The organism is Methanobrevibacter millerae, from assembly GCF_900103415.1.
Classification (GTDB): domain Archaea; phylum Methanobacteriota; class Methanobacteria; order Methanobacteriales; family Methanobacteriaceae; genus Methanocatella; species Methanocatella millerae.
The window spans coordinates 16,271-40,043 of record NZ_FMXB01000002.1 but is presented as its reverse complement, the minus strand read 5'-3'; the positions used below and the strand labels follow the sequence as shown (position 1 = coordinate 40,043).

General features: G+C 39.7%; 25 protein-coding genes and 1 tRNA gene. 16 read left to right on the top strand and 10 right to left on the bottom strand.

Translation table 11 applies throughout. From position 1 onward, the window contains the following. Positions 1–40: 40 nt before the first annotated feature. Together F3G70_RS01350 and F3G70_RS01345 are read left to right on the top strand one after the other, a co-directional pair. Entirely contained in the window at positions 41–1,291 is a 1,251-nt protein-coding gene (locus tag F3G70_RS01350; RefSeq protein ID WP_223165976.1) for a hypothetical protein, read from the top strand. Positions 1,292–1,313: 22 nt separating this feature from the next. Continuing rightward, entirely contained in the window at positions 1,314–1,964 is a 651-nt protein-coding gene (locus F3G70_RS01345) for a nucleotidyltransferase family protein (protein WP_149731065.1), read from the top strand. On the opposite strand, the gene F3G70_RS01340 is transcribed toward F3G70_RS01345, so the two are convergent. Genes F3G70_RS01340 through F3G70_RS01330 form a run of 3 tightly spaced genes read right to left on the bottom strand, consistent with a single transcriptional unit; the run spans position 1,950 to position 6,304 of the window. Next, positions 1,950–2,630, bottom strand: coding sequence for a DUF169 domain-containing protein (locus F3G70_RS01340; RefSeq protein WP_149730920.1), 681 nt, complete (start codon positions 2,628–2,630; stop codon positions 1,950–1,952). The two genes, F3G70_RS01345 and F3G70_RS01340, sit on opposite strands and share 15 nt — an antisense overlap. A 26-nt stretch (positions 2,631–2,656) precedes the next feature. Further along, positions 2,657–3,850 (bottom strand): PD-(D/E)XK nuclease family protein, encoded by a 1,194-nt coding sequence (locus tag F3G70_RS01335; protein ID WP_149730919.1) that lies wholly within the window; start codon positions 3,848–3,850, stop codon positions 2,657–2,659. A 12-nt stretch (positions 3,851–3,862) separates the two neighbouring features. Next, positions 3,863–6,304, bottom strand: a complete 2,442-nt coding sequence (locus F3G70_RS01330; protein WP_149730917.1) for a UvrD-helicase domain-containing protein — start codon at positions 6,302–6,304, stop codon at positions 3,863–3,865. A 154-nt stretch (positions 6,305–6,458) separates the two neighbouring features. On the opposite strand from F3G70_RS01330, the gene F3G70_RS01325 reads away from it, so the two are divergent. Further along, on the top strand, positions 6,459–9,359 hold the full coding sequence (locus F3G70_RS01325; protein WP_149730916.1) for a DEAD/DEAH box helicase: 2,901 nt from the start codon (positions 6,459–6,461) through the stop codon (positions 9,357–9,359). Here F3G70_RS01325 and F3G70_RS01320 read toward each other — a convergent pair whose 3' ends face one another. Further along, on the bottom strand, positions 9,360–10,505 hold the full coding sequence (locus F3G70_RS01320; protein ID WP_149730915.1) for an aldo/keto reductase: 1,146 nt from the start codon (positions 10,503–10,505) through the stop codon (positions 9,360–9,362). A 150-nt stretch (positions 10,506–10,655) separates the two neighbouring features. Here F3G70_RS01320 and hypA point away from each other — a divergent pair, with 150 nt between their 5' ends. The 8 genes from hypA (at position 10,656) to F3G70_RS01280 (ending at position 15,950) form a co-directional block, all read left to right on the top strand. Next, positions 10,656–11,033, top strand: a complete 378-nt coding sequence (gene hypA / locus F3G70_RS01315) for a hydrogenase maturation nickel metallochaperone HypA (protein WP_149730914.1) — start codon at positions 10,656–10,658, stop codon at positions 11,031–11,033. A gap of 15 nt (positions 11,034–11,048) precedes the next feature. Further along, positions 11,049–11,699, top strand: a complete 651-nt coding sequence (gene hypB / locus F3G70_RS01310; protein WP_149730913.1) for a hydrogenase nickel incorporation protein HypB — start codon at positions 11,049–11,051, stop codon at positions 11,697–11,699. Between the two features lie 12 nt (positions 11,700–11,711). Then, positions 11,712–12,752 carry a DUF354 domain-containing protein gene (locus tag F3G70_RS01305; RefSeq protein ID WP_149730912.1) on the top strand — a complete coding sequence of 347 codons (1,041 nt, stop codon included), beginning with the start codon at positions 11,712–11,714 and terminating at the stop codon, positions 12,750–12,752. A 271-nt stretch (positions 12,753–13,023) separates the two neighbouring features. Next, positions 13,024–13,096: transfer RNA gene (locus tag F3G70_RS01300), tRNA-Ala, on the top strand. A 42-nt stretch (positions 13,097–13,138) separates the two neighbouring features. Further along, on the top strand, positions 13,139–14,221 hold the full coding sequence (locus F3G70_RS01295) for a hypothetical protein (protein ID WP_149730911.1): 1,083 nt from the start codon (positions 13,139–13,141) through the stop codon (positions 14,219–14,221). Between the two features lie 13 nt (positions 14,222–14,234). Further along, positions 14,235–14,693, top strand: coding sequence for a DUF1890 domain-containing protein (locus tag F3G70_RS01290; RefSeq protein ID WP_149730910.1), 459 nt, complete (start codon positions 14,235–14,237; stop codon positions 14,691–14,693). Between the two features lies 1 nt (position 14,694). Further along, on the top strand, positions 14,695–15,000 hold the full coding sequence (locus F3G70_RS01285) for a DUF1894 domain-containing protein (RefSeq protein ID WP_149730909.1): 306 nt from the start codon (positions 14,695–14,697) through the stop codon (positions 14,998–15,000). A gap of 8 nt (positions 15,001–15,008) precedes the next feature. Beyond that, positions 15,009–15,950 carry a methionine synthase gene (locus F3G70_RS01280; RefSeq protein ID WP_149730908.1) on the top strand — a complete coding sequence of 314 codons (942 nt, stop codon included), beginning with the start codon at positions 15,009–15,011 and terminating at the stop codon, positions 15,948–15,950. Here F3G70_RS01280 and F3G70_RS01275 read toward each other — a convergent pair. Next, a complete protein-coding gene (locus F3G70_RS01275; protein WP_188118020.1) occupies positions 15,934–17,013 on the bottom strand; it encodes an oxidoreductase in 1,080 nt (359 codons plus the stop codon). The two genes, F3G70_RS01280 and F3G70_RS01275, sit on opposite strands and share 17 nt — an antisense overlap. A gap of 72 nt (positions 17,014–17,085) precedes the next feature. Continuing rightward, entirely contained in the window at positions 17,086–17,838 is a 753-nt protein-coding gene (gene cobM / locus F3G70_RS01270) for a precorrin-4 C(11)-methyltransferase (RefSeq protein ID WP_149730906.1), read from the bottom strand. Between the two features lie 180 nt (positions 17,839–18,018). On the opposite strand from cobM, the gene F3G70_RS01265 reads away from it, so the two are divergent. Genes F3G70_RS01265 through F3G70_RS01250 form a run of 4 tightly spaced genes read left to right on the top strand, consistent with a single transcriptional unit; the run spans position 18,019 to position 19,631 of the window. After that, on the top strand, positions 18,019–18,354 hold the full coding sequence (locus tag F3G70_RS01265; RefSeq protein WP_223165974.1) for a hypothetical protein: 336 nt from the start codon (positions 18,019–18,021) through the stop codon (positions 18,352–18,354). Continuing rightward, complete coding sequence (locus F3G70_RS01260; protein WP_223165973.1) at positions 18,351–18,851, top strand: hypothetical protein; 501 nt, start codon at positions 18,351–18,353, stop codon at positions 18,849–18,851. Before F3G70_RS01265 ends, F3G70_RS01260 begins: the two co-directional genes overlap by 4 nt. A gap of 27 nt (positions 18,852–18,878) precedes the next feature. Next, complete coding sequence (locus tag F3G70_RS01255) at positions 18,879–19,262, top strand: carboxymuconolactone decarboxylase family protein (protein WP_149730904.1); 384 nt, start codon at positions 18,879–18,881, stop codon at positions 19,260–19,262. Then, a complete protein-coding gene (locus F3G70_RS01250) occupies positions 19,263–19,631 on the top strand; it encodes a hypothetical protein (protein ID WP_149730903.1) in 369 nt (122 codons plus the stop codon). It begins immediately after the preceding gene. Here the strand turns inward: F3G70_RS01250 and F3G70_RS01245 are convergent. Genes F3G70_RS01245 through mtxX form a run of 3 tightly spaced genes read right to left on the bottom strand, consistent with a single transcriptional unit; the run spans position 19,628 to position 21,922 of the window. Beyond that, positions 19,628–20,389 carry a TatD family hydrolase gene (locus F3G70_RS01245; protein WP_149730902.1) on the bottom strand — a complete coding sequence of 254 codons (762 nt, stop codon included), beginning with the start codon at positions 20,387–20,389 and terminating at the stop codon, positions 19,628–19,630. The two genes, F3G70_RS01250 and F3G70_RS01245, sit on opposite strands and share 4 nt — an antisense overlap. 2 nt (positions 20,390–20,391) lie before the next feature. Continuing rightward, the gene (gene uppS / locus F3G70_RS01240; protein WP_149730901.1) at positions 20,392–21,156 is read right to left on the bottom strand and encodes a polyprenyl diphosphate synthase; all 765 of its coding nucleotides are present in this window, start codon (positions 21,154–21,156) and stop codon (positions 20,392–20,394) included. Positions 21,157–21,205: 49 nt separating this feature from the next. After that, positions 21,206–21,922: a methanogenesis marker protein Mmp4/MtxX gene (gene mtxX, locus F3G70_RS01235; RefSeq protein ID WP_149730900.1), complete on the bottom strand. Its 717-nt coding sequence runs from the start codon at positions 21,920–21,922 to the stop codon at positions 21,206–21,208. Between the two features lie 172 nt (positions 21,923–22,094). On the opposite strand from mtxX, the gene F3G70_RS01230 reads away from it, so the two are divergent. After that, positions 22,095–22,370 carry a transcriptional regulator gene (locus F3G70_RS01230; RefSeq protein ID WP_149730899.1) on the top strand — a complete coding sequence of 92 codons (276 nt, stop codon included), beginning with the start codon at positions 22,095–22,097 and terminating at the stop codon, positions 22,368–22,370. A gap of 10 nt (positions 22,371–22,380) precedes the next feature. On the opposite strand, the gene F3G70_RS01225 is transcribed toward F3G70_RS01230, so the two are convergent. Then, positions 22,381–23,760, bottom strand: a complete 1,380-nt coding sequence (locus F3G70_RS01225) for a 2,3-diphosphoglycerate synthetase (protein WP_149730898.1) — start codon at positions 23,758–23,760, stop codon at positions 22,381–22,383. Positions 23,761–23,773 lie beyond the last annotated feature (13 nt).

The window sequence follows — 23,773 nt, the reverse complement described above, 5'->3', positions numbered from 1 at the left end:
ATATATATTTCAATATAATAATTTGTTAGGTGTTTGTGTAATGAGTAAAAAATGGAGAAGTACATCAGTTAAAATTGTTTTAGTTTTATTTGTTGTATGTATTATGTTGTTTGCATTTTCATTTGTAAGTCACACTAATTACACTGGAAAATCATTTGCTGAAGCTTATAACTTGCCTGTAGGTCAATCAATGTTTTCAGGCGATTCCGTAATGGATGACCGAAATCCTGTTGAAGTTCCATTACTTTCCTACCCATCATTCCTTGCTCATCAGTTATTTACTCTTGATTTGAAGGGGATTCTGACAACGTTGACGACTGGTGCGGTTCCATTTGATTTTTCAACAATTTCGGCTGAAGGCATTGATTCTAATGGAAATGTTTATGGAATTGAAGGTCCGGGCTATTTGCGTTTAGAGGGAGATGCTTTGGCTGTTAAATCTCCGGATACTTATGTTTGGGGTTACAGCGCTCCGTATAAGGTATTGACAAAAACTGAAAATGGTGTAGACGTTGTTGAAAACGGTACTGTAATCAAATCAGTTCCTACTGAAGAAATCAAAAACCTGCCGTACAGCAATGATTTCTATAATGCCACTTCAATTGTAAACTGGTATAATTACGATTCAGTCGTTGGTTCCAACTTCACTTTGGAAAACGGAATTGTAGGATTTTCCGACGGCAGAAACAATATCGACTATAAGGATATAGAACGTATTTTCGGTAAAAATGTTTCAGATTATGTGGATGCCTATCCGTCATATTCCCCTATAGTTTTATACATGGGAAACACTACTGAAGTTGACGGGGAAACATTTTATACTTATCTGGATTCTCACCCTGAATATGGTGATTCTGTTCGTGAATTCAATGCAAGACAGTTCGTTGAAGCCTGGAACAATACTATTATCCCACCTAACTGTACAGGTAACGGACACGATTATGTTTCATTTGGATCAGCTGCAGATGCTTCCGCTCCTGGAGGAAGTGCCGCTCACGGTGTCTGTCCGCCGGCCAGGGCATTAAGGTCAGCTGTTCTTGCTGAAGGATTCGGCATGCCTGTAGGTATGACTGGTGATGAGAATGCCGTATTGTACGGTTACAATCCTGCAAGTGACATTAAAGTAACCAATGACCACAATTACCCTGTTAAAATCGTAATGTGGACGGAAGGTGAAGGTACTGGAATGTGTATTCTCGCTAAAATCGTTCGTTACATGCCGGATGATCAGCTTAACTCAAGTAATTTAACTACTGGGGGAAGGGTTGGAATCGGTAACGGTTCCGGTTAACCCTATTTCTTTTTTTATTATCATGTCTTATTCAGCTATCATTACTGCAGCGGGAAAGAACTCCCGGATGCGCAAGGATCAGATTTCAAAAAATCTTGAAGTTAGAAACAAACTCATTTTGCCATTTAACAATAAGACCGTCCTGGAGACAACCATTGACAATACGTTATCTGCAGATATTGATGAATGCATTGTTGTACTTGGACATTACAGTGATGAAATAATGGATGCCATCTCCAATAATTATGAAGGCTCTGTAAAGTTCATAATAAACGATCCGTGTGATGTAGGTTTATCGACTTCATTATTCAATGGTCTTTCAAATATCACTTCGGATTTTGCGCTGTGCGTCACTGGAGACCAGCCTACGGTATCAACTGAAACCTTCAACAAAATGATTGAAGTGTCTCGAAACTCGGATGATCCCTTTAAGACAATAGCTATTTTAAGAAGGCGAAAAACGGGTCTTTTGGATACTGCCGAAGGCCTTGGAATGCCCTTTGTCACTCCAAGGGAGAATATGATGAAGTATCTTGAAAACGAGGATGACAATCTAAATCCGATACTTAGAAAGATATTCGCTGATGGCTACACGTTTTATGGTATAAAAGAAAAAAATAAAAAGGAATTGATAAATATCAATTACTATGAGGACTATTTACATAGCCTCTAGGCCGGAAATAACTTCGTCAATCTTAGCTGCACTGATACCGATGGTCATTTCATTATCCTTGATGTCAGCGGCTTTTCTTGAACCGTCACAGCCCAATGTAAAGTTAACTCCATTTTCGATATACGGATTTGCGAAAGCGTCACCGCACAATGACTGAATACCGGCAAAGCTAGGGTTAATTTTCTCGCCTGTTGCATAAACGATACTTTGAGCAAGTTTCATTCCACCAACAGGTTCGGTTATTACCTGAATGACGTCAGCTTTGAAATCTGCCTCATCCAAAGGAGCGTAAATCATTCCCCATCTTTTATCTTCAACGATTGAAAGCTTGGCTGTAAGTTTTTTGGCGGTTTCCAGGTCTTTAAATCTGCCTAAAGAAAAGTATTTTTCACCGTTTGCCAGTTTTTCAGGCATTTCCATAAGGCCGATTGCTCCGGCTCCGCCAAGGCACATCTGTTCTTCGGCAGTGCTGTAGAATTTTTCACCTAAAGAAGCTTTTCTGACCATTTCACAGTGTCTGACCTTTTCTGAAATCAATTCAAAGCCTTCAGGAACCTCATCCTCACTTTCGATTAGTTTCATAGCTACAGGCTTGCAGGTCAATTTGACCTTTGAAGCTATAGCTTCAGCATATTTCTGATTTTTCTCTAAATCTGTACTACTCATAATACTCACCTATTAATTAATATGTATTAAGGAATCTTAAAAATTTTTGTTTTGTTTTTGCTGTTTTTGCAGAATGTCTTGAAGTCGCAGGCTTCACATGTTCTCTCTTCTGCTTCCGCTTTCCAGGCATCCTGAATCTTGCAGCCGTTGATTTCTTTTATCAATGAGCTTTCAATGTTTTCTACAACAACATCGAATTTTTCAAGTGCGTCAGCTATTTTTTCGTCATTAATTGGAATTATCCTTATTGACCTGTCCATCTTGAATTTTTCGCTTAATTTGGGCATTTCAGAGCCTTCATCCCAGTTTTCAATCACTTCAATGTCTTTTGCAAATTCCTCGTCGTCGCCGGCATCGGTTAAATGGTAATGCAGGTCGTCCTTTATCATCATAAGGTCCTCTTTTGAAGGCACAAGTTCGTTTAGATAAAAAATTATTCCTGCAACGGGCTTTTTGGATTCCTGCTTTTGCCTGAGCCATGAATAAGTGAGAATCTGCCTTTCATGATAATCCCAGGTTTCGTTGCCGCTTGCCTCAACTTCCATCGGAGGCCTTTTCATTCCCTTATAGTCGATGATTACTTCATACTCATCCTCGCCGTACTCTTCAACGATTTTTCTGAACTCCTCGTTTTCATTCAGGTATCTGACAATCTTGTTGTCGTCTTTTATGTTGACGAGGCTCAACACGTCAATGACTCCGTTGATGCCGTAATAGTTCGAGCGTTTGTCGGTTCCGGTGTATGGCATTTCCCGCAGTCCCTTAATCAATACCTCTGCAGACTCCATCATCGGAAACAGGTCAGATCCCCACACGTTAATGGCCTTTTCAGCCCTTGCGCTTGCAAGCTTCTTGTGGTCGTATTCATTCAAATCGTCGATGGTCATGTTTAAATCCGGATGATTGATTGTAAAGAAGTGATCTTCCCTTGGATAGAGGCCTCTTACCTGTAATCTCAAATCAATAATGTCTTCAATTGGCCTGATGTCCCTTTTCCAGTCCCATGGGAATTCCGTGTGGTCGTTTTCCCATTTCAGATAAGCCTCTTCCATTACTCCGTGAATGAACTCTCCGAACCACAGCTGAATCGGCATTGAAGGCGGAAGGGTTCCCTTGTTCTGATACCGGTACTGCAGTCCGCAGGTTAGATAAGACAATAAGTCTCCCGTCAGACTGTATTCGGGAATCATGTATGATTTTGATCTTGATGATAACTTCATTTTTTCGTCTCCTTATATTAAATAAATCTCCTTAAATCCTTTTTGACGTTCGTTCCTGCTCCATCCAAGGGCAACGTTCGGAATGGACTTGTGCTGCTGATTGAATGAATAGCCGTCTATTGCCTGATTCAGGCCAACCAGTATTAATATGTTCTCTGCCCTTGAAAAGGCAACGAAATAAAGTCTTGTCAAGTCATCAAAGGATTTGTCCTTTTCGCTTCTATCGGATTCTCCAAGTTCGCTGTACTTTCGAATGCTCTCTTCCATAATCGTGTATTCAGGTTCCTTTTTGGGAAATCTCAGGTTCTGGGTTCGGATGTCGTTTTTCTTGAACTTGGATCCGACATCAACGATAACCATCGGAAACTCCAGTCCCTTTGACTGATGGATGGACATTATGTTCAGTCTGTTTGCCGGAAGGGTTTCAAGAAGCTCCTCATCGATTGAAACGTCTCCTGTAGCTATCGGAAGGAAAATGTTCCAGATAGCTTCCAAAACGGATTCCCTTTCTGTATCTGGGTCGGTAAAGACGATGTTTGCAGAATACTTGTTGAAAAAGCCGGTTTGCGTAATTGACTGTGTTATGGCTTCCAGATATACGACCCCTTCCGCATCTTCCTGCAGGAAGTCAAGCCATGTCACCAGCTTGTATGCAAGTTCCATTAAATTGGCTCTTTGCGGCCATTTGTCATATCCTCTTGGGTTTCTGCGTTGCCAGTCAATGACGAAAGTGTTGAGGTCAAATGGTTCATGGGGTTCGGGATTCAGCTTGATGTAATCCCTGGCTTCATATCTCCATCTCTGCATATTTCTTTTACCTAAAATAGGAATCTGCTTATCGGAATTCTGTATCTTGGATTCGGGATCGATGCATTCAAGCATCAGTCCGCAGAATATTGCAACTTCCTTGATTTCCTGCAGGTCACGTCCCCTGGGATTGAATACTTCAATAGGATTTCTCAGCCTTTTAAGCTGATTTCTCAGATGGCCGTTAAATGTATGGTTTCCGGACTTCATCTCTTTTGGAGAGTATGTCAATACGGCCATATCCGATGCGGAGCCTTCCTCCTCGTCCAGACTGATTTTAATGTTTTCAATTCCTCTTGCCTTGGCGCTGCTTTCCTGCTTCAATAGCTTTAAATCTTCAGGGCTTTTGCATCTTTCAAGCTTTTTGAAATACTCCTCGTCAATGACCCTTCTGATTTTCAGGGTCGTTTCGCCCTTATTGATTAAATCGTTGATGAGGCTTGCGAGATCCTTGGAAAGCATCTGAGTATTGTTTCTAAACATTCCCAGAATGGGCATATTGTACTTTTCCAAATCCGGAGCTATGATTTTAGGCTTGTCCTCAACTCTGGCGTTCTGGTATTCGCTGTCAAGCTCGACAAACTGATTGCAGTGATTTATGATGTTTTTGCTTGAGCGGTAGTTGGTTCTCAGGTTGATTTCTGTAACGTCAACGCCCAGCTTGGCTTTTACCCTGCTTTTGAAATTGGTAAACAAATCAACTGTCGCTCCCCTGAAGCGGTAAAGGGACTGATCGTCGTCCCCCACAACTGAAATGCTTCCTTCGTTTTCAATGGCGGATTTGGCCATGGTAAAGTAAATCTCTTCCTGAATAAGGTTTGTGTCCTGATATTCATCAATTAATATAATCTTCAAATCGTCCAGAAAGATGTCAAGCTTATGGCTTCTAAGGGAGTCAAGGAATTTGGACTCAAGCATTGCAAAGTCAATGATGTTTCTCTTTTTAAGCTCGTTTTCATAGTCGATGATACAGTCAAGAGCTATTTCTGCTCCGCTTCCTTCACCGACATCATTATAGAATTCATCAAAGTCAATCTGGTCAAAATACATCCTGTTTTTCATGTTCAAAAGAATCTCGCTCATCTGGGATGCTTCCTTTAATTTCTCCCTTCTGTCAAAGCTTTCAAGATATCCCTGCAGGTTCTCGTTGAGGTATCTGTTATCTCTTAAGAGTATTTTAACCATTGCAAACTTGGCAACGAACTCCTCAATGACAACTTCCTGATTTGTTCCTGGCTCCTTGTGAACACGCAGGAGCTCCTGTGCAATGCTGTCTGTCGTTCCGATTGTCAGCTGGTTAAAGTCAATTCTGTTGATTTCCATTAACAAATCAAAGTCATCTCCGGCCTTGTCAATAAGATAACTCTTGATTTCATCTCCCCAGCCAAGGATACGTGAATAGAGCTCGGCAGCAGCCTTTTTGGTAAATGTTGTTGCAAGTATTTCATGGGGGCTAATGCCATCTACAAAAATGTATTTAAGTATTTTAAGAACGATAACGGTTGTTTTACCTGATCCCGGTCCCGCCACGATAAAAAGTCCCTCATTCGCTTTTGAAAGAATAGCCTTTTTCTGGTCATGGTTGGATGAAATATCTCTTTTCAAAATATTCACGACTATATCTTCAAATTCCTCATAACTAATCATTTCAATCCCTAAAATTTTTATTATATTTTATTTATTTCTTTAATAGTTTATAAAGTAATTGAGAGAGCAATTGATAAGTAATATTGTTTGACGAATAATTTAAATATTAAATTAAATTAAAATAATATCGTTAAAACTAATTTTAATGATTATTATGTTAGATTCTCCAATTGATACATTTAAAAACGATATTAGGTTCAGGGATCACATCGCCCATATCGAAACGATTCCCGCCAAAAAGGCCAATTATAAAAGGATACCGGATTTAAATGACAGGATTGTTGAATATCTTGATTCAAAGGAAATCAAACTCTATAATCATCAGGCCGATACTTATGAAGCGGTCAAAAAAGGCGATAACGTTATCCTGACAACGACAACCGCTTCGGGAAAGACCCTGGCATTCAACCTTCCGATTATGGAATCGCTTATTGAGGATGAAAAGGCTACCGCCCTTTACATTTACCCGGCAAAGGCACTATCCAATGACCAATTAAACGTTTTAAAGGAGATGGAAAGCGACCTGGATATAAATATCAATCCGAGAACCTATGACGGTGACACTCCAAAATCCGAAAGGTATGGAATCAGGCAAAAATCCCGGGTTATCTTAACGAATCCCTATCAGCTGCATCTCATATTGTCCTGGCACCATCAGTGGGAGCGCTTTTATCGCAATTTAAAGTATATCGTAATTGATGAGGCCCATTATTACCGCGGTGTTTTTGGCTCAAACGTTGCATTTTTAATCAGAAGGCTTAAAAGGATAGCCAATTTCTACGGATCAAATCCGATATTCATTCTTTCATCCGCAACGCTTGCAAATCCTTTGGAACTTGCCAATAAATTAACTGGGGAGAATTTCACGCTGGTGGATAATGACACCTCACCGAGCGGAGAAAAGGACTTTATTTTATTCAATCCATTTAAAAACTATAGGAATTCTGCTGAATCGTCCGCTCCATCAATCCATGTGGTTACTGCAGACATTTTCCGTTATCTGATGCTTAAAAACATTCAGACATTATGCTTTACAGTTTCACGTAAAATCACGGAGCTCATTGCGATGTGGTCTAAAAAGGATGCCAAGCTGACCGAGGGAAAGCTTGACAATTCACGAATCGCCGCATACAGGGCAGGATACAGGCCTGAAGAAAGGCGTGAAATTGAAGACGGTCTGAAATCAGGCAAATATCTGGGAGTTACCTGTACGAACGCTCTGGAACTTGGAATAGATATAGGATCTCTTGATGCCGTAATAATATCCGGCTTTCCGGGAACGATGATGTCCACCTGGCAGCAGAGCGGAAGGGCTGGAAGAAGCAATCAGAAGTCTTTAGCCATTTTGATTGCATTTGAAAATCAATTGGATCAGTATTACATGAACAATCCGAAGGCATTCTTTGACAAGCCCCAGGAAAAGGCCATAATCGATTTGTCAAATCCGATTCTGCAGGAAGCCCACATTTTATGTGCCGCAAACGAGTTGCCTCTTAAAAAAGGGGAGGCATTAACGTATTTCAATATAAGTGATGATTTTCTGGATGAGCTTGTTTCAAATGATGACTTGTATCTGTCCCGTACCGGCAATTATACCTATAAGTATGACGATAATCCTGCATTTGACCATTCATTGGACCAAATATCCTCGGAGGAATTCAAGATAATGAATAACGGCAGGCTTCTTGAGACCATGGAACGCTCACAAGTATACCGCGAGGCTCATGAAGGTGCAATATTAATCAATAAGGGAGAAACCTACACCGTAGACAACGTTAATCTGAAGTCAGGCTATGTTAATGTATCCAAAAAGAACGTTGATTATCACACGATGGTATTAAACGATACAGAAGTCAATATCGTTGCCCACGAGTCCAAAAAGAAATACGGCGATTTGACGATTCACTTTGGGGAAGTAAACGTTAAAAAAGATTATTACAAGTACAAGAAAATGCAGCATTCCAAGGTTTTGGGCATGTATTCTCTGGACTTGCCTCCATTGAAGTTTAAAACGAAAGGATTATGGTTTACGATACCTAAAAGTCTCAAAAAGGACTTGAAGGACATGTATCCCGATGACGATGAAGTCTTTGAAGGAGGTCTTCACGGAGCAGAACATGCATTAATAGGTCTTTTCCCGCTTCAGGTTATCTGTGACCGCTTTGATATAGGAGGTCTGTCAACGGCATATCACAAGGACACTGAGGAAGCCACAATATTCATTTATGACGGCTATGAGGGTGGTATTGGAATCTGTGAAAAGGCTGTTGACGTATTCGTGGAGCTTTTGAAATCCACACTGGAGCTTATTAAGGGCTGCAAATGCAGAAACGGCTGTCCGTCATGTATCTACTCACCGAAATGCGGAAACGATAACAAGCCACTTCACAAGAAGGCAACAGAATACATTCTCCAGTACATGCTTGATGAAGCACTAAACGGCAAGACGGAAACTGTTGAAGAGATAATTGAAGAGGAGCCTCCCGAAGATTTGGATTTATACTCTGAAGCGCTGGAGCTCTACACTGATAGGGAGTACAGCCAGGCAAAGGACATTCTCCATGAGATTTTAAGTTCTCAGCCCAATCACATTAATGCCAATCTGCTGATGGCGCACGTATTGTCTGAACAGGGAATAGAGGATGTTGCAATATTTTATGCCCGAAAAACCCTTAAAGTCAGCCCATCCAATCAGAACGCCGCTGATTTGCTTCAGAAGCTACAGTTTGCACCGGCCAAAAAGGAATTTGTTCATGAAAGCGTTTACTATGAAGAAGAAAATGTTGCCGTTAATGAGGATGTATCCTTTGATGATGTAGATACGCTCTATGAAGAGGCTTATGACTTGTTCAATCAGGGTGATTTGGATACGGCCTGTGAACTGCTTGAAAAGCTATTGGAAATCGATGACACTCACGTGGAAGCCAACGCATTAATGGGTTTTGTTTACCGCATGGGCGGAATGTTTGATAAGGCCATGCAATATGCGCGCAAGGCCTCCAAACTGGATAAGAATAATGAGATGGTTAGGGAATTAATTAAGGAATTGTATTAATTAATCGCTTGGATATGCACTGAATCCATCTTCAAAATGTTCGCAAACCTTCTCCAGCTCGTCGGGGATCTCTATTTTTTGAGTGCAGTAATCAACGCATGTTCCGCAGTATGTGCATTCGTCTGCAGGGACTTTTTCGTCTGCTAATTTATCAAAGTAATTTCTGTAGATGTTTGATTCCGGCTGGTTTTTGCTGCGGTTGTATAGTGAGAAATACTCTGGGATAGGTATCATTTCAGGACAGGCCTTAATGCAGTATCCGCATTCGCTGCATGGAACGGCAAGTCTTGAATTTAATTTTTCAGCCATCTTTTCCAGAAAGTCGCTTTCCTCATCCGTTAACGCTTCAAAATTCTCAAAGGTATTGCAGTTATCAAGCATATCATCCATTTTGCTCATTCCGCACAAAACGATTTTAACGTTTTCTAAGGATGCGCAGAACCTTAACGCCAAGCTGGCTATTGACTTTTCTGGATTGAAGTCATTGAAATCATTTTTAATGTCATCGGGAAGGTTTACAATCACTCCACCCTTTAAAGGTTCCATTACATAAACGTCAAGGCCGAATTCGACGCACAAATCGTAGCATTTATGGGCTTCGATTGATGGATCTTCCCAGTCAAGATAGTTCAGTTCCAGCTGGACAACATCCAGGAAGTCACCGTACTTGTCTAAAACCTCTTTCAACAGTTTTGAGTTGTCATGAAAGCTGAATCCTATTTTTTTTGCTATTCCGTCTTCTTTCATCTTTTTGACGTATTCAAAGGCTTTGGCATTTTCGGCCAGTTTGTACCACGGCACGTTAATGTTATGGACAAAAAACACATCAAAATAGTCTATTCCCAGTCTATCAAGCATTTCGGCTACAAATTTGTCATTGTCCTCTTCACAGGTCAGTGCCCATGTCGGCATCTTGTCACAGATTAAGTATGATTCCCTTGGATATCTCTCGACTACGGCTTTTCTTATGGCCTCTTCGGACATTCCGTTATGATATGCGTAGGATGTGTCAAAGTAATTGAAACCCTTTTCCATGTAGATGTCGACCATCTGATTGAATAATTCCTGGTCTACGCTTGCAGGATTGTCCTTGTCGGTTAAAGGAAGCCGCATGCATCCGAATCCGAATTTCTTTTTGTATTCCATATTTTCCCTCTCCTTATGGTTAAGTAATACTTTTTTCCTTTAAATATATAAATGTTGACATTTGCAACATTTCTTTTCGAAAAAATTTATTAACACATTGCTCTAAAAAATATAATATTAATAATTTCATTTTGTTTTTAGGTGAAATAAATGCATGAATTATCGATGGCTCAAGGAATAATTAATGCAGTTCTCGAGACTGCTGAAAGTAATAACGCAACGGATGTCAATGAAGTAACTATTGAAATTGGAAGACTCGCCATGATTAACCCTGAACAGCTGGAGTTCATATTGGGTGTTCTGGTTGAAAATACTATTATTCAAGATGCTAAAATAGTAATAGAGGATATTCCTGCTGAAATTGAATGTTATGACTGTAAATTTCATGGAAATGCAGTAATTGACGAAAAAGATCATTATGCGCCTCTGGTTAAATGTCCTGAGTGCGACAGTTTATCCGTTGAAATTTTAAACGGTAAGGACATCGTTGTTAAGAATATCGTTATTGAAAAGCCGGATGATAATTAATTTAAAGGTGATTATATGCATCAAGTAGCAGACGTAGAAGTAGCAAAAAATATTATGGACGCTAACAAAAAATTAGCTTTCAGAAACAAGAAAAATCTTGAAGAAAAAGGAATCTACTGTATTGATTTTGTCGGAGCAATAGGATCAGGCAAAACAACACTTGTAGAGGAAATCATTGACAATACCGATTATAAAATTGGTGTATTGGCAGGAGATGTCATCTCCAAGTTCGACGCAGGAAGAATTGAAAAGCATAACGTTCCTGTTGTAGGCTTAAACACAGGCAAGGAATGTCACTTGGATGCTCATCTTGTAGGACACGGAATCGAGGACTTGCCATTGGACGATTTGGACATGCTCATCATTGAAAATGTCGGAAATCTCATCTGTCCTGTGGACTTTGACTTGGGTTCCCATTTGAGAATGGTTGTCGTAAGCGTTACCGAAGGTGACGATACTGTCGAAAAGCACCCATTGATATTCCAGACTTCCGATGTTGCAATCATTAATAAAGTAGATCTGGCTGATGCCGTAGGGGCTGACGCCGACAAGATGGTTGAAGATGCCAAGAAATTGAATCCATACATTAAAGTAATCAAATCAAGTCTTAAAACCGGTGAAGGATTACAAGAAATTATTGATACAATTGAAGAATTTAAAAACTAATTATCATTAAAAGTGATAAAAATGAAAATTTGGATAGATATTTCTAATGCTCCTCACGTAAGGTTCTTTAAGGACGTAATAAAGTACCTGGAGGCCGAGGGTGAGGATTTGATTGTTACCGCAAGGCAATTCGGTGATATCCATAAGCTAATGAACATGTATGATATAGACTTCATTTCCGTTGGAAAGCACGGAGTGAGTTTATATGACAAGTTGAAGGAAAGTACTTCAAGAGTTTATAATCTTGTTGATATTATAGCTGACGAAAGGGTTGATGTCGCCCTTAGCAAGCATTCTATAGAACTTCCTAGAATCTCATTCGGTTTAGGAATTCCTAGTTTGTACGTTTTAGACAACGAACATGCTCTTGCAGCTAATAAATTGACATTGCCTTTGTGTGACAGAATTATCACTCCAAGAAAAATTGACTTCTGGAAACTGATGAAATTCGGCGCTGATCCGAATACAATCATTCCATACAACGGTACTTCCGAATTGATGCATTTTAAAAGCTTTAAATATAATGATGATGTTTTCAAGGACTTGAATTTAAAGCTGGAACATCCGAAAACTATTTTAATGAGGCCGGAACCTTCCCTTGCGTCATATCTTGATGCAGATTGCAGAAAATCTGTGTTGTCTCCAATTGTGGATGACCTTAAGGAACATGCAAATATCCTTATATTGCCTAGATTCAAGGAACAGGCAGACATTTTCGAAGGCATTGACCACGTAACGATACTCGAGCCTCCGGTTGACACCTCAAGCCTTATCAAAAAATGCGATTTGGTTATCGGTGCCGGTGGAACAATGAACAGGGAAGCCGCAATCCTTCAAACTCCTGTTATCTCATGTTATCCTGGCGAAACATTGTCTGTAGATCAGTATTACATTGATTATGGATTGATGTACAGGTCAAACAATGTCAATCAGGTAATTACGAAGGCTCTGGACTTTCTGGAACATCCTCATGAGAAAATAGATTTGAAAACCGATGACCTGTTCCAAATCATTATAGATAATCTCTATGATTTGGGCAAAAACGGCAAATAGTTTTCCACATTTAAGTGTCATGAATTTCACCGTAAAGTGGAATTTCATGCCAATACTTTTTAAATGTATAATCAAATTTAAATAGTAAAACGACTAAAAATTAAACTGTCGATAAAATATTTAATTGAAACATTCCACTCGGAAAAAAATCAAATTGGATATTATTGTCTGAACCCTTGGTTTGAGGGGGATTGCCTGGAAAAATCCTTAGGGAATGCAATTCAGGAATTCGTGTCTTTAGGGGCACGGAAGTTCAAAACAACTTTTTTAAGGGCTGGTAGCTCAGATGGTAGATCGTCGCCTTGGCATGGCGGAGGCCCCGGGTTCAAATCCCGGTCAGTCCACTATAATTTTTTTATTAAAAAGTTTTTAATTGTGATTCAAATATGATGTTAATAGCTCAAAACCATTTACAGCTAATTGTAGAAGTCGGGATAATGCTTTTTGTCACGATGGTTTTTTTCCTTAATTTACTGCCGTTGTCTTTAAGCGTTGTAACCTTTTTATCTCTCTTCCTGGCTGGAGGTTTTACACTTCTTTTCGGTGCAGATATCGTATTGCTTGTTATTTCTTCAAGTCAGGCGGAATTTACGCACCCGTTCGGACCTATTGCGCTTTTAGGTGCCGTAGCTGCTTTGGCATCGCTGAAGGTGATGAAGAACTCGGGAGTCGATGTCAAGCCCCTGCGAAGATTCGTAATACTGTTCATTGCAGGTATTACTATTTTCGGCGGATTAATGCACAGATCCTTTTTGCTGTTATGGATTTTAGGTTTGTTCATGGGTTATTTAATCATATCAAAATCATTCAGAGAAAAATCTTTCTTGACATTTAAAAGAATCTTTATTTTCTTGGGACTTGCTCTTGCAGGATTTTTAGGTCTGGAAGTTATATCCAGAATTACAGGAATGACAATCTTTTCTCCAATGTTAAGGTTATCAAGAATTGAGCAATATTCATTGTCCAGTGTAAAGATGGTGCTGAATAACATACAACTGATAGGACACAGCGGAAACGCATCCTACTGGGGTGCTGAAGGAACTGCATTCGCTGAAGGTTACATTACCCTTCCGATGCAGCTGGTTTTATTCTTCGGCCTTCCTTTCCCGATGTTTTTCGGTGTACTGGTTAACCAGAAGGATACTGTTGACTACATGCTTCCAGGTATTATGGGATACGGTTTCGATTTCGGATATCTGGGTCTTGTCGGATTGGTTGTATTTGTTTTGGGAACCATTATCATTGGGTTTAAAGTATTGACAATGTATAGAGAAAAAAGAGAGAGAAACAGTAAAAAATACTTGGGAAAAGAAGTATTATTAACCGGTGCACTTGCTGCGTTCTGTTCACAGGCATTAATCGGTCTGTTTATTTTCAACAGGACAATCAATGGTACTGCACTTTTAACGTTTATCTTCCTTGGAGCTATCATTCTTGCAAATGCAGTTACATTGAAGTCAAGAACATAGGAGAGTTAATATTATGAAAGCTTTAATTTTATTGGGATGTCCTGAAACTCCATCTCAAACTCCAATGGCAGTTTATGCATTTAGTAAATTATCAAATTTAGGTTATGACGTTACTATAGCTGCTAATCCTGCAGCTTCAAAGCTTGTTAAGATTTCAGACCCTGAAGGTTATTACAATCTCAATCTGGTGGATTTGGAAAGGACTTTGGGCGAAGTCAGTCCCGGCGATTATGATTTACTTGTAGGATTTGTCCACAAGGATGCCGCAGCAGCATTTTTCGTAACATTCGACCAGATACTTGACACCAAGTCAATCGCCCTGGTATTTGAAAGGGATCTTGATTTGGTTGGTGAATTCGTTGAAATGATTGAGGAAAGCGGAAGCAAGGCCAAGATTTATGCTGTAAGAGCATTCCACAATCCTTCCCCAATTAAGATTAATTTTGATAAGGCATTAAAGGAGCTGGATTAAGATGTCATTCTGTTTAGATACATACCTTCAGCAATCTGACAATTATGAAATTCACGCCGCAAGGGCTGGATTTAAGGACTGTGCAATGATTATTCGTTTCAAGGCTGAGGAAGTCGTTTATGTCAAGCCAGGTGATCAGGTACTTGGCGTTCGGGTAATCGGAATCCCTCCAATTCCAATCGGAATTGACGAAAAGAAAGGAACAGTTTTCATTCCATACACAAAGCCATGTCACGGTACTTCAGTTGTCGAACTTCCAATTGATGAAGAGGAAATCAATAATATAAGAAAACTAAATACAAAATAAGTGATTTTATGCGTTCAACAGTCGTCGGAAGTTTTCCTGTTGAAACTAAAGAGGCTTCCAATACCAAAGATAAGTTGCTTAAGGTTCTAGGTTCATATGACCCATTTAAGGGCGCAATCCGCCAGGCGGTATACTCCCAGCTTGACGCTGGCGTCGATATAATCTCTGACGGTCAGGTCAGGGGAGACATGGTTTCAAGCTTTTCAAAATACATTCCCGGATTCAAGATTGAAGAGGGAAATTCATTTATTATATCCAAAATCAAAAAGCCAACCGGCGAAATCTCCGTAAAGGATTTGCTTTATGCAAAAAGCCTGATTAAGGAGTATTACAATGGAGACATTCCTGAAGGAAAGGGAATCAAGGGAATCATTACTGGCCCTTCCACAATAGTTCATTCTTCTAGGATTACTGCTTTTTATAAAAATAAGGATGATGCAATAATAGATTTGGCTCACAGCCTTAAAGAAGAGGTCAAAGCCATTGAAAAGAAAGTCGATCCCGTTTACATTCAGGTGGATGAGCCGTTTTTATCAACGGGCATGGTAAACATGAAAGTGGCTCGCGAAGCCATTGGCATTCTTCGTGATGATTTAAGCATTCCTCTGGCCATGCATGTCTGCGGAACCCTTGACGGAGCTTACAAGGACATTGCCAATTTTGACGTTGATATTTTAGACTTTGAATTTGCCGGAAACAACGTCAACCTGGACATATTGAAAAAGAATATTGATTTGTTCAAAGGCAAGAAAATAGGATTCGGATGTCTTGACTCTTCAAAAAACATTGTTGATTCACGAGAAGACACCGAAAAGCTGATAGCCGAAGGTGTTGAAATCATCGGAGAGGACAATATCCTTCTTGATCCGGACTGTGGACTTAGAAGGGCTCCGATGGATGTTGCCTTTGACAAATTGAAGTTAATGAACGATATTAAAAATCAGTACTAGAAACGTCCCACGTCGCAGGCCTGTTGATGTGGCACGTGCTTGTTTTTTTCCAGTAGCAGTTATTGCACATTTTGCATTTGCTTTCACCGTCATCTTCCATCTGCCATTCAATCAAAAAGCTTGGATCAGCCACAAAGGGCCTCTGCATTGAAACGAAATCGATTTTTGAATTGTTCAGTATGTGGTTGATTTGTGATTTGCTGTTGACCCCGCCGCCTAAAATGACTGGAATGTCAACATTGTCAATGATTTTCTCACATTCCCCAATCAGAGGATTTATCTTTTTGATTTTTCTTGAAACGAATTCCGGAGGAGTTCTGTCAATGTTTTCCTTTGAAAAGTATTGTGGAGAGCGTGGCCTTGTAATCTGAAGGCTGTCGGCACCGAACTTTTCCAATAGCTTGGCTATTTCAACTGTATCGTCCATGGTCATTCCGCCTGCCTGTATGTCAAAGGCATTCAGCCTGCAGTTAACGTGCAGCTTTGTGGTTTCTTTAATTACCTTAATCATTTCCAGAACGATTCGCAGGCGATTCAGTGTATTTCCACCATACTTGTCTTTTCTTTTGTTGAAGTATGGGCTTATAAACCTTGTCAGGAAATAATAGTTGCCCAAAGCTATCTGAACACCGTCAAAACCTGCATAATCTATCTTTTGACAGGCGATGATGAAATCGGTCTGGATTTTCCGGATATCCTCGATGGATACGTCTTCAACGCGCATGTTCTGCTCAGCATGCTTGTTGAACTGCACAAAACCCAGCTGAGCGAATATCGGAACGTCATAAAGATGCACCAGATCGGTGAGGTCCTTTGCTTCACGGACAAACTGCTTGAAATGTGTTGTATGTGAGTATTTTGAAAATATGTCTCTTGGATATAGTGATATTAATTCTGTTATTATTAAGCCAACGCCGCTGGCTGCTATGTTTTCGTAACGGTTGTAGATTTCCGGCGTGAAATTGCCCGGCTGTTCCCTTTCAGATTCCCACAGTCCCGTTCTCACGATACGGCTGTTGAGATTCAAATCTCCAAATTTACAGTTATCGAATAAGTCTTTCATGATTAATATTATTGGTGAAAAGGTATATAAAAAAGTAAGTTTCCCGAAAGTTACCATTCGGGATAAAAAAATCTAACGATATTCATGTTTGAAGTTGGCGTCATATAGCTTGGATGGTGTAAAATCACCTGGGTCCAATACATCTCCCACCACAATCATTGCAGTCTTCGTTATATTGGCATCTTTAACTTTGCCTGCAATATCCTTTAAGGTTCCTCTGATTATTTCCTGATCTGGCCAAGTTGCCTTTTTCACAACCGCCACAGGGGTGTCTTCGGTGTATCCTTCAAGAAGTTCATCGACAACCTTGTCAATCATGGATATTCCAAGGAATATGCACATTGTTGCCTGATGCTTGGAAAAGCTTCTGATGCTTTCAAGTTCCTTTTTGGGAGTTCTTCCTGCGGGGCGTGTGATGATGACGCTTTGTGAGACTTCAGGTATTGTCAGTTCGGCTTCGAGTACGCTGGCGGTACCGAAAAGGGAGCTTACGCCGGGAATGATGTCATATTCGATATCCAGCTTTTTCAATTCCCTGATTTGCTCACCTATAGCTCCGTAAATTGCTGGGTCTCCGGTATGAACGCGCGCAACGAGCTTTCCTTCATCAATTGCCTTTGCCATGATGTCAATCGTTTCTTCAAGATTTAAATAAGCGCTATTGTGGACTTCGCATTCTTCTTTTCTTGGAGCCAGCACGTCTTTGTTTACTAGAGAACCTGCGTAAATGATTACGTCTGCCTTTTCAATCACTTTCCTTCCTTTGACAGTTATTAAGTCAGGGTCTCCGGGACCTGCTCCAATAAAAATAACTTTAGATGTCATAAATATTATTTTATTCCAACTCATATTTATTTTTACCAGTTCTTTGAAAATTACTCTTTGAGTGCAATATTGCTTTTAAAAATGGGTTAACTATATTAACTGTCAAGATAATCTAAAATCATGGATAATAAAGGTTTTATTTCAGTTGAATTTTTATTTTCAGTATTTATTATATTAATTATGGCCACTGCATTACTTGTTTATTCAGGCAATGCTATCAATTCAAGTCTCAATGTGGAATCGAACCTGAATCACAGGCTGATTTTAGACAGTGTTTCAAATGCGATAAATGAGGTTGATTCACATGGTGAGTTTTATTCCAAATCCATAAAGTTACCTGATACTGGCGAATACTACGTTATAGTGCTTGAAAAAAACAGGCTAACAATAGAATATGATGGTAAAAAAGGAGAAAGTTATGTTCCTTTCATTGACCCTTATTCTACTTATAAAATGTATCCCGGCCACATATATGATATTGAAAAAACACAGGAAGGAAAGATTTTGATAACATGATAAAGGAAAATAAAGGACAGGCAAGTGCAGAGCTTTTACTGCTTGTGGGCGTTCTGGTAGTAATCATACTGCTTTCGCTTTCATTCATTGCAGGGGAAAACGAACTGACGGTGGCCATGGCAGCCGCAAGAAACGGCGTTAACGAGGGAAGCCTCTACACGGCAGGCGCAATCTATCCGTCTGATACCTACAGGGATTATTCCGAATCGGATTATATGCTCCTGATTCCATCAAGCGTTGAAATAGTCAACATCTCATATACGGATATGGGATATGATTCGAAATTTGAAAAGACCAAGATACAGTTTAAGGTTTATGCGCATGCGTCCAAGGATTTCGATAAAAAGGAACTGGACTCCATCGGGGACAGGATTAACTATAATTTGAGAAAATCACTTGCCCAGACATTCGAGACTTCAAAATCAACAAACAAATTATATAATCCTGTATTCTCGCCCCATTATGTTTTCACAACAGCAAATGTTAAGTGGATTTAAGATATAATATTAATTAATGGTGATAATATGGAAGACAGGTACGAGAAAGGAATGAGTATTTTAAGAATTACGAATGAAGATACCATTGAAGAGATTTTTAAGGAACTGGAGGATATAGCTCCTGATTTGGGCAGGTTCATTGTTGAATTTCCATATTCGGAAATTTACACGAGAAAAGAGGTTGATTTGAAAACCCGTGAACTGTGTACCGTTGCGGCCCTCACAACCCTTGGAACGATTCCCCAGCTAAAAGATCACATTAATGCTGCTCTGGCGGTTGGAAACACTCCCCGTGAAATCGTTGAGATAATAATGCAGATGACAGCCTATGCAGGATTTCCAAAGGCAATCAATGGCGTAATGGCTGCCAAGGAAGTTTTCAAAGAAAAAGGATTGCTTCCGGTGGAATAAATGTATTCTGAAGACGAAAAGGCTAAATTAATGGAAGAACTGAAGGAAATGGAAGCCCTTAAGGTCGACACCGGCGATGAGGGCGAGATTCTTCAAAGGGACCTGATTGACTTTATCGTTAACGGTAAGGGCGACAGGGATGATTTGATATTTCGAATCGAATTATTCACCTATGCCTTTAAGCTCTTTTCAAGAAAGGAAGTCAAACTTGAAAACAATCAGTTCACGGTTTATCTTAACGATTCAATTCTTGAATATGAAAAAATAGACTTGATTAAAAGGGATTTCGATAAATTCGAACTGGTTATTGAGGCAGTTGAGGATAAAGGTGAAATATTGCAGAATCTGGTATTTTCATATCATTACTAGATTTTGAAAATTCTGCGGGCGTTGGCGGTGGTAATACTGTCAACGGTTTCAACATCCTCATTTTGAATTTCAGCTATTTTTTTAACTGCATTAACGACGTTTGCAGGTTCATTTCTCTCCTCTTTGGTCATGGCAAGATAGGGACTGTCGGTTTCAGTCAGGATGTTGTCAAGAGGAATGTTTTTAATCAGTTCCTGATGCTGTGTTGAGTAGCAAAGCATCGTGGAAAAGCTCATGAAGTAATTGTCGTTTTGAATTATTCTTTTTGCGGTTTTCTTGCTTCCGCTGAAGCAGTGAAAAACCACGTATGGAATGTTTTCGTATTCAAGAACCATATTCAAGGCCTTTTTCTCGCAGTCACGAACGTGCATCAGTAATGGGATTTTATACTCGTCGGCAAGTTCAATGAATGTTTGAAAGATTTCCCTTTGCTTTTCACGAAGGGCCTTGTCCTTGACGTAAAAGTAATCCATTCCTACTTCGCCGATTGCAACTATATTGTCTCTGTTTTCGATGATGTCTTGGTGGGTGAGCTTAAGCTCTTCTTCAGTGCAGTTCTGTGATGAAACCGGATGGTAACCTAAAGAGGGATATATGAAATTTTCATATTTGGAGCATAAGTCTAAAACGCCTCTGTTGCTTTCATACCCTATTCCTGAAACTACAACAGCATCCAAAACCTCTTCGGCTCTTTTTATAATCTGGTCTCTGTCTTCATCGTACTCTTCAAAATCAATGTGGCAGTGAGTATCTATCATTTTTATACACCGAATCTACGTTCTCTTGCCTGATATGACCTGATGGCTCTTAAAAAGTCGACTTTTCTAAGTTCCGGCCATAACGTTTCACAGAAATAGAGTTCTGAGTATGATGATTGCCATAATAAAAATCCGCTTAAACGCTCTTCTCCGCTTGTCCTTATGATGAGGTTAGGATCGTCGATTCCTCCGGTGTAGAGGTTTTTGCTTACCAGTTCCTCATCAACGTCGTCAATGGTAATCTTTCCATCCTGGACTTCTTTAATTATCTTTTTGAATGAATCTATGATTTCCAGTCTTCCGTCATATCCGATAGCTAGATTCAGCACTCTCTTGTTGTATTTTTCCGTTGCCTTTTCAGCATCAAAAATCGCCTGCTTTACCTCTTCGGGAAGCAGTTCGACCCTTCCGACAACCTGAACCTTAACTTCGTTCTTGTGAATCTTTTCATGATCGACCAGTTTTTTAAAGTTTTTGATGAAAAGCTGCATCAGCCCGTCGACTTCGTGTTTTGAACGGTTGAAGTTTTCTGTTGAAAATGCGTAAGCGGTAACGATTTCTATTCCCAGTTCAATACTCCAGTCCAGTACCTTCTCCAGTGTGTCTGCTCCGTATTCATGTCCCTTAAGGACATCAATTTCTCCATGGAGCTTTGCGTATCTTCTGTTGCCGTCCATGATGATAGCAACATGTTTTGGCATTTTGTCCGGATCCAGATTCCTGGATATGTACCAATCATAGATTCTATAGATTATATTTTCTCCCATTATCATTACCCGAAATTATTAGTATATTAATATTTGTAATTTTTTATTCTTAAATATTCGCTAAATTGTATGCCAATTTTAGGCTTCTTAAATATCCCTCGGTGTTTTGGTCTCTGCTGGTGTCGATGTAAATGCTATCAATTCCGAATGTTACTGCTCCGCAGCTCGGCCAGGAATCAACCAAAACCAATGTCCTAAAGATAATGTTTCCTATAATTCCGTCAGGAGCTATTATAATGTTGCATTTATCCTTTATGGCTTGTTCAATCAGAATGTAGTGATTGACGACTTCAAAATCAGTGTTTTCCTTAATCATTTTTGCAAGCTCTTCGCTGTCGTCAATGGATTTGGATATTTCAGGACTTCTTCCGTAATCTCCCTTGCGCCCGCAGGCCATGACGCATATTTTCGGAGTCTTTGACTGTTTTTTAAAGAATTCACCGCAGTTTTTGGCAATCTTTAACTTGTCTTCAAGGGTTTTGCCTTCATCGATTCCAACTGGAGTCAATAGGAATTCCGCTCCATCTCCGTTGATGTATGTGGCTCTTGAAATGTCAGGATAGCTCTTTTTAAGCTCCTTCATGACATCCGATGCCGGAAGCGATCCCCTTATCACGGCATCAATATTGTCATTTAATATGGCTTTTACCAAATCCTGGTCATTATCCACCTGTTCAATTTTAACATTTTCATTATTTTTCTCAAAAATATTGCACGCTTTTACAATATTTTTGTTCTTGCCCATTCCTACAACAATTCTTTTCATTATGGACTTATTTATTTTATATGATTAATAAAGATTCTTTTTGTTTTTTTGAATGCATTTATAATATTTAAGTTTAAAATTTAAATTGTATAGTTGAACATATATGTACATAGTGCTTAAAAATGTGTATGTTGTATAATGATTTATAATATATTAATTATAAAATATAATTATGAATGAAAAGGATATATTAGATTCTCTAGGATACGTTATGGCCTCCACATACAGGCTGAAGGTATTGCAGTACATCGGAAAAGGGGTTAGAATACCTTCAGATATCGCAAATGAAGTGGGTGTTAGAACGAATCATATTTCAAATGTTTTGGCTGATTTAAAACGCAACAACTTGGTTATATGTCTAAATGAGGATGCCCATAAAGGAAGATTATATAAAAATACTGAACTTGCGTTGGATATTCTCAAATACCTTGAAGAAACAGATAATTAAAAAAATAAAATTATGATGATTGGTTAAAATCATCAATGGCACTGTCAACTAATTTAATAACGCTTTCACTTAAATCCGGATACTTATCACTTATTGCAACAGGGATATTATCACAGTACACTACTTCTAAGCCGGCATTAATTGCGTCCTTTGTTGCAACATCAACGGCAGCGGCTTTCAGTTCCGTTAACATCACGTCAACCTTATCCATGTATTTCGCCATATCTTCTTTTAAAAGAGGCCTGTTTGAGAGATGAGCCGTTGTTCCAATGACTTTACAGCCGTAATTCTCTTCAAGATAATCGACAAGCTTTTCTTTTACCTCTTCGGGTGCGGTGGTTGCAAAGAGAACCTTTTTGCCGGAAATGTCATCAAGTGGCTTTGGCCTGAATACCGTTGAGATTACGGTTGCGTCGGGATTGATTTCACCCACAAATTCCTCGATTTCAGCTATTTTTTCCGGACTGGTCATAGGCTCTTCACACATTGTTAATATAACCAGATTGCCCAATCCTATTCTGTATGGTCCGAAATAACTTGTAAGGTTTGATAAAGGCTGATTTGCTCCAATCAATGAAATCTTTTTGTTGGTTTTAATCGGCGGTATTGCAGCGCCGCTTCCTTCAAAGATTGCAAATTTGGCATCGACTTCATTGGCGAGGCGAGCACCTTTTTTCATATTGGTCAGGAATACTTCACCGGCCATTCCTCCGCCGCAGCGTCTGCATCCTATGGTTAAAATCCTGCTCATCAATGCGTCTTCCCAATGGTCACTGGCTGCATGAACTCCCTTTTCAGACTGTTCAAGCAAAAATTGGGCGTTGATTTCAAGCTCTTCTCCATGGACGATTTCTGGCTCTTCAGGACCTCCCCTTCCCATGGCTATTACGCAAGGCTCATAGCCGTTCTTGTCAATCAGTCTTGAGACAAAACCTGAAACGGCAGTCTTTCCAATGCGCTTGCCTGTTCCTAGAATGGTGATTGAAGGTTTTTCCATGATGTCATATTCGCTGTGAGGCTCAAAGGTGAAATCAGGACCTTTGTAGGTAATTCCCTCATTAAGGACACGGCATGCTATCTTGAACCTTTTCGGATAGTCGAGAATAGGCTCGTCGCTCAAGTCCATGACAGTATCTATGTCGTATTCACGGATCATGTCTACAATGATGTCATATGGAATGTCCTTGTCCTTTGCAAACTGAACTGGAACTCCTAAAACTTTAGAATATGACTCTTCGCTATCGTCACGTAATTTTTCTGTTCCGCCAATAAAAACAACGGCGGTAATGTCAATGTGTTCCAAATTGTTTAAAGTATCGATTGCCTCTTGCGTAACGGGCAGGTAATGTTCGCCGTCAACAAGACAGAGCATTTTAGTTAAATTAGTCATAATCTAATATCTT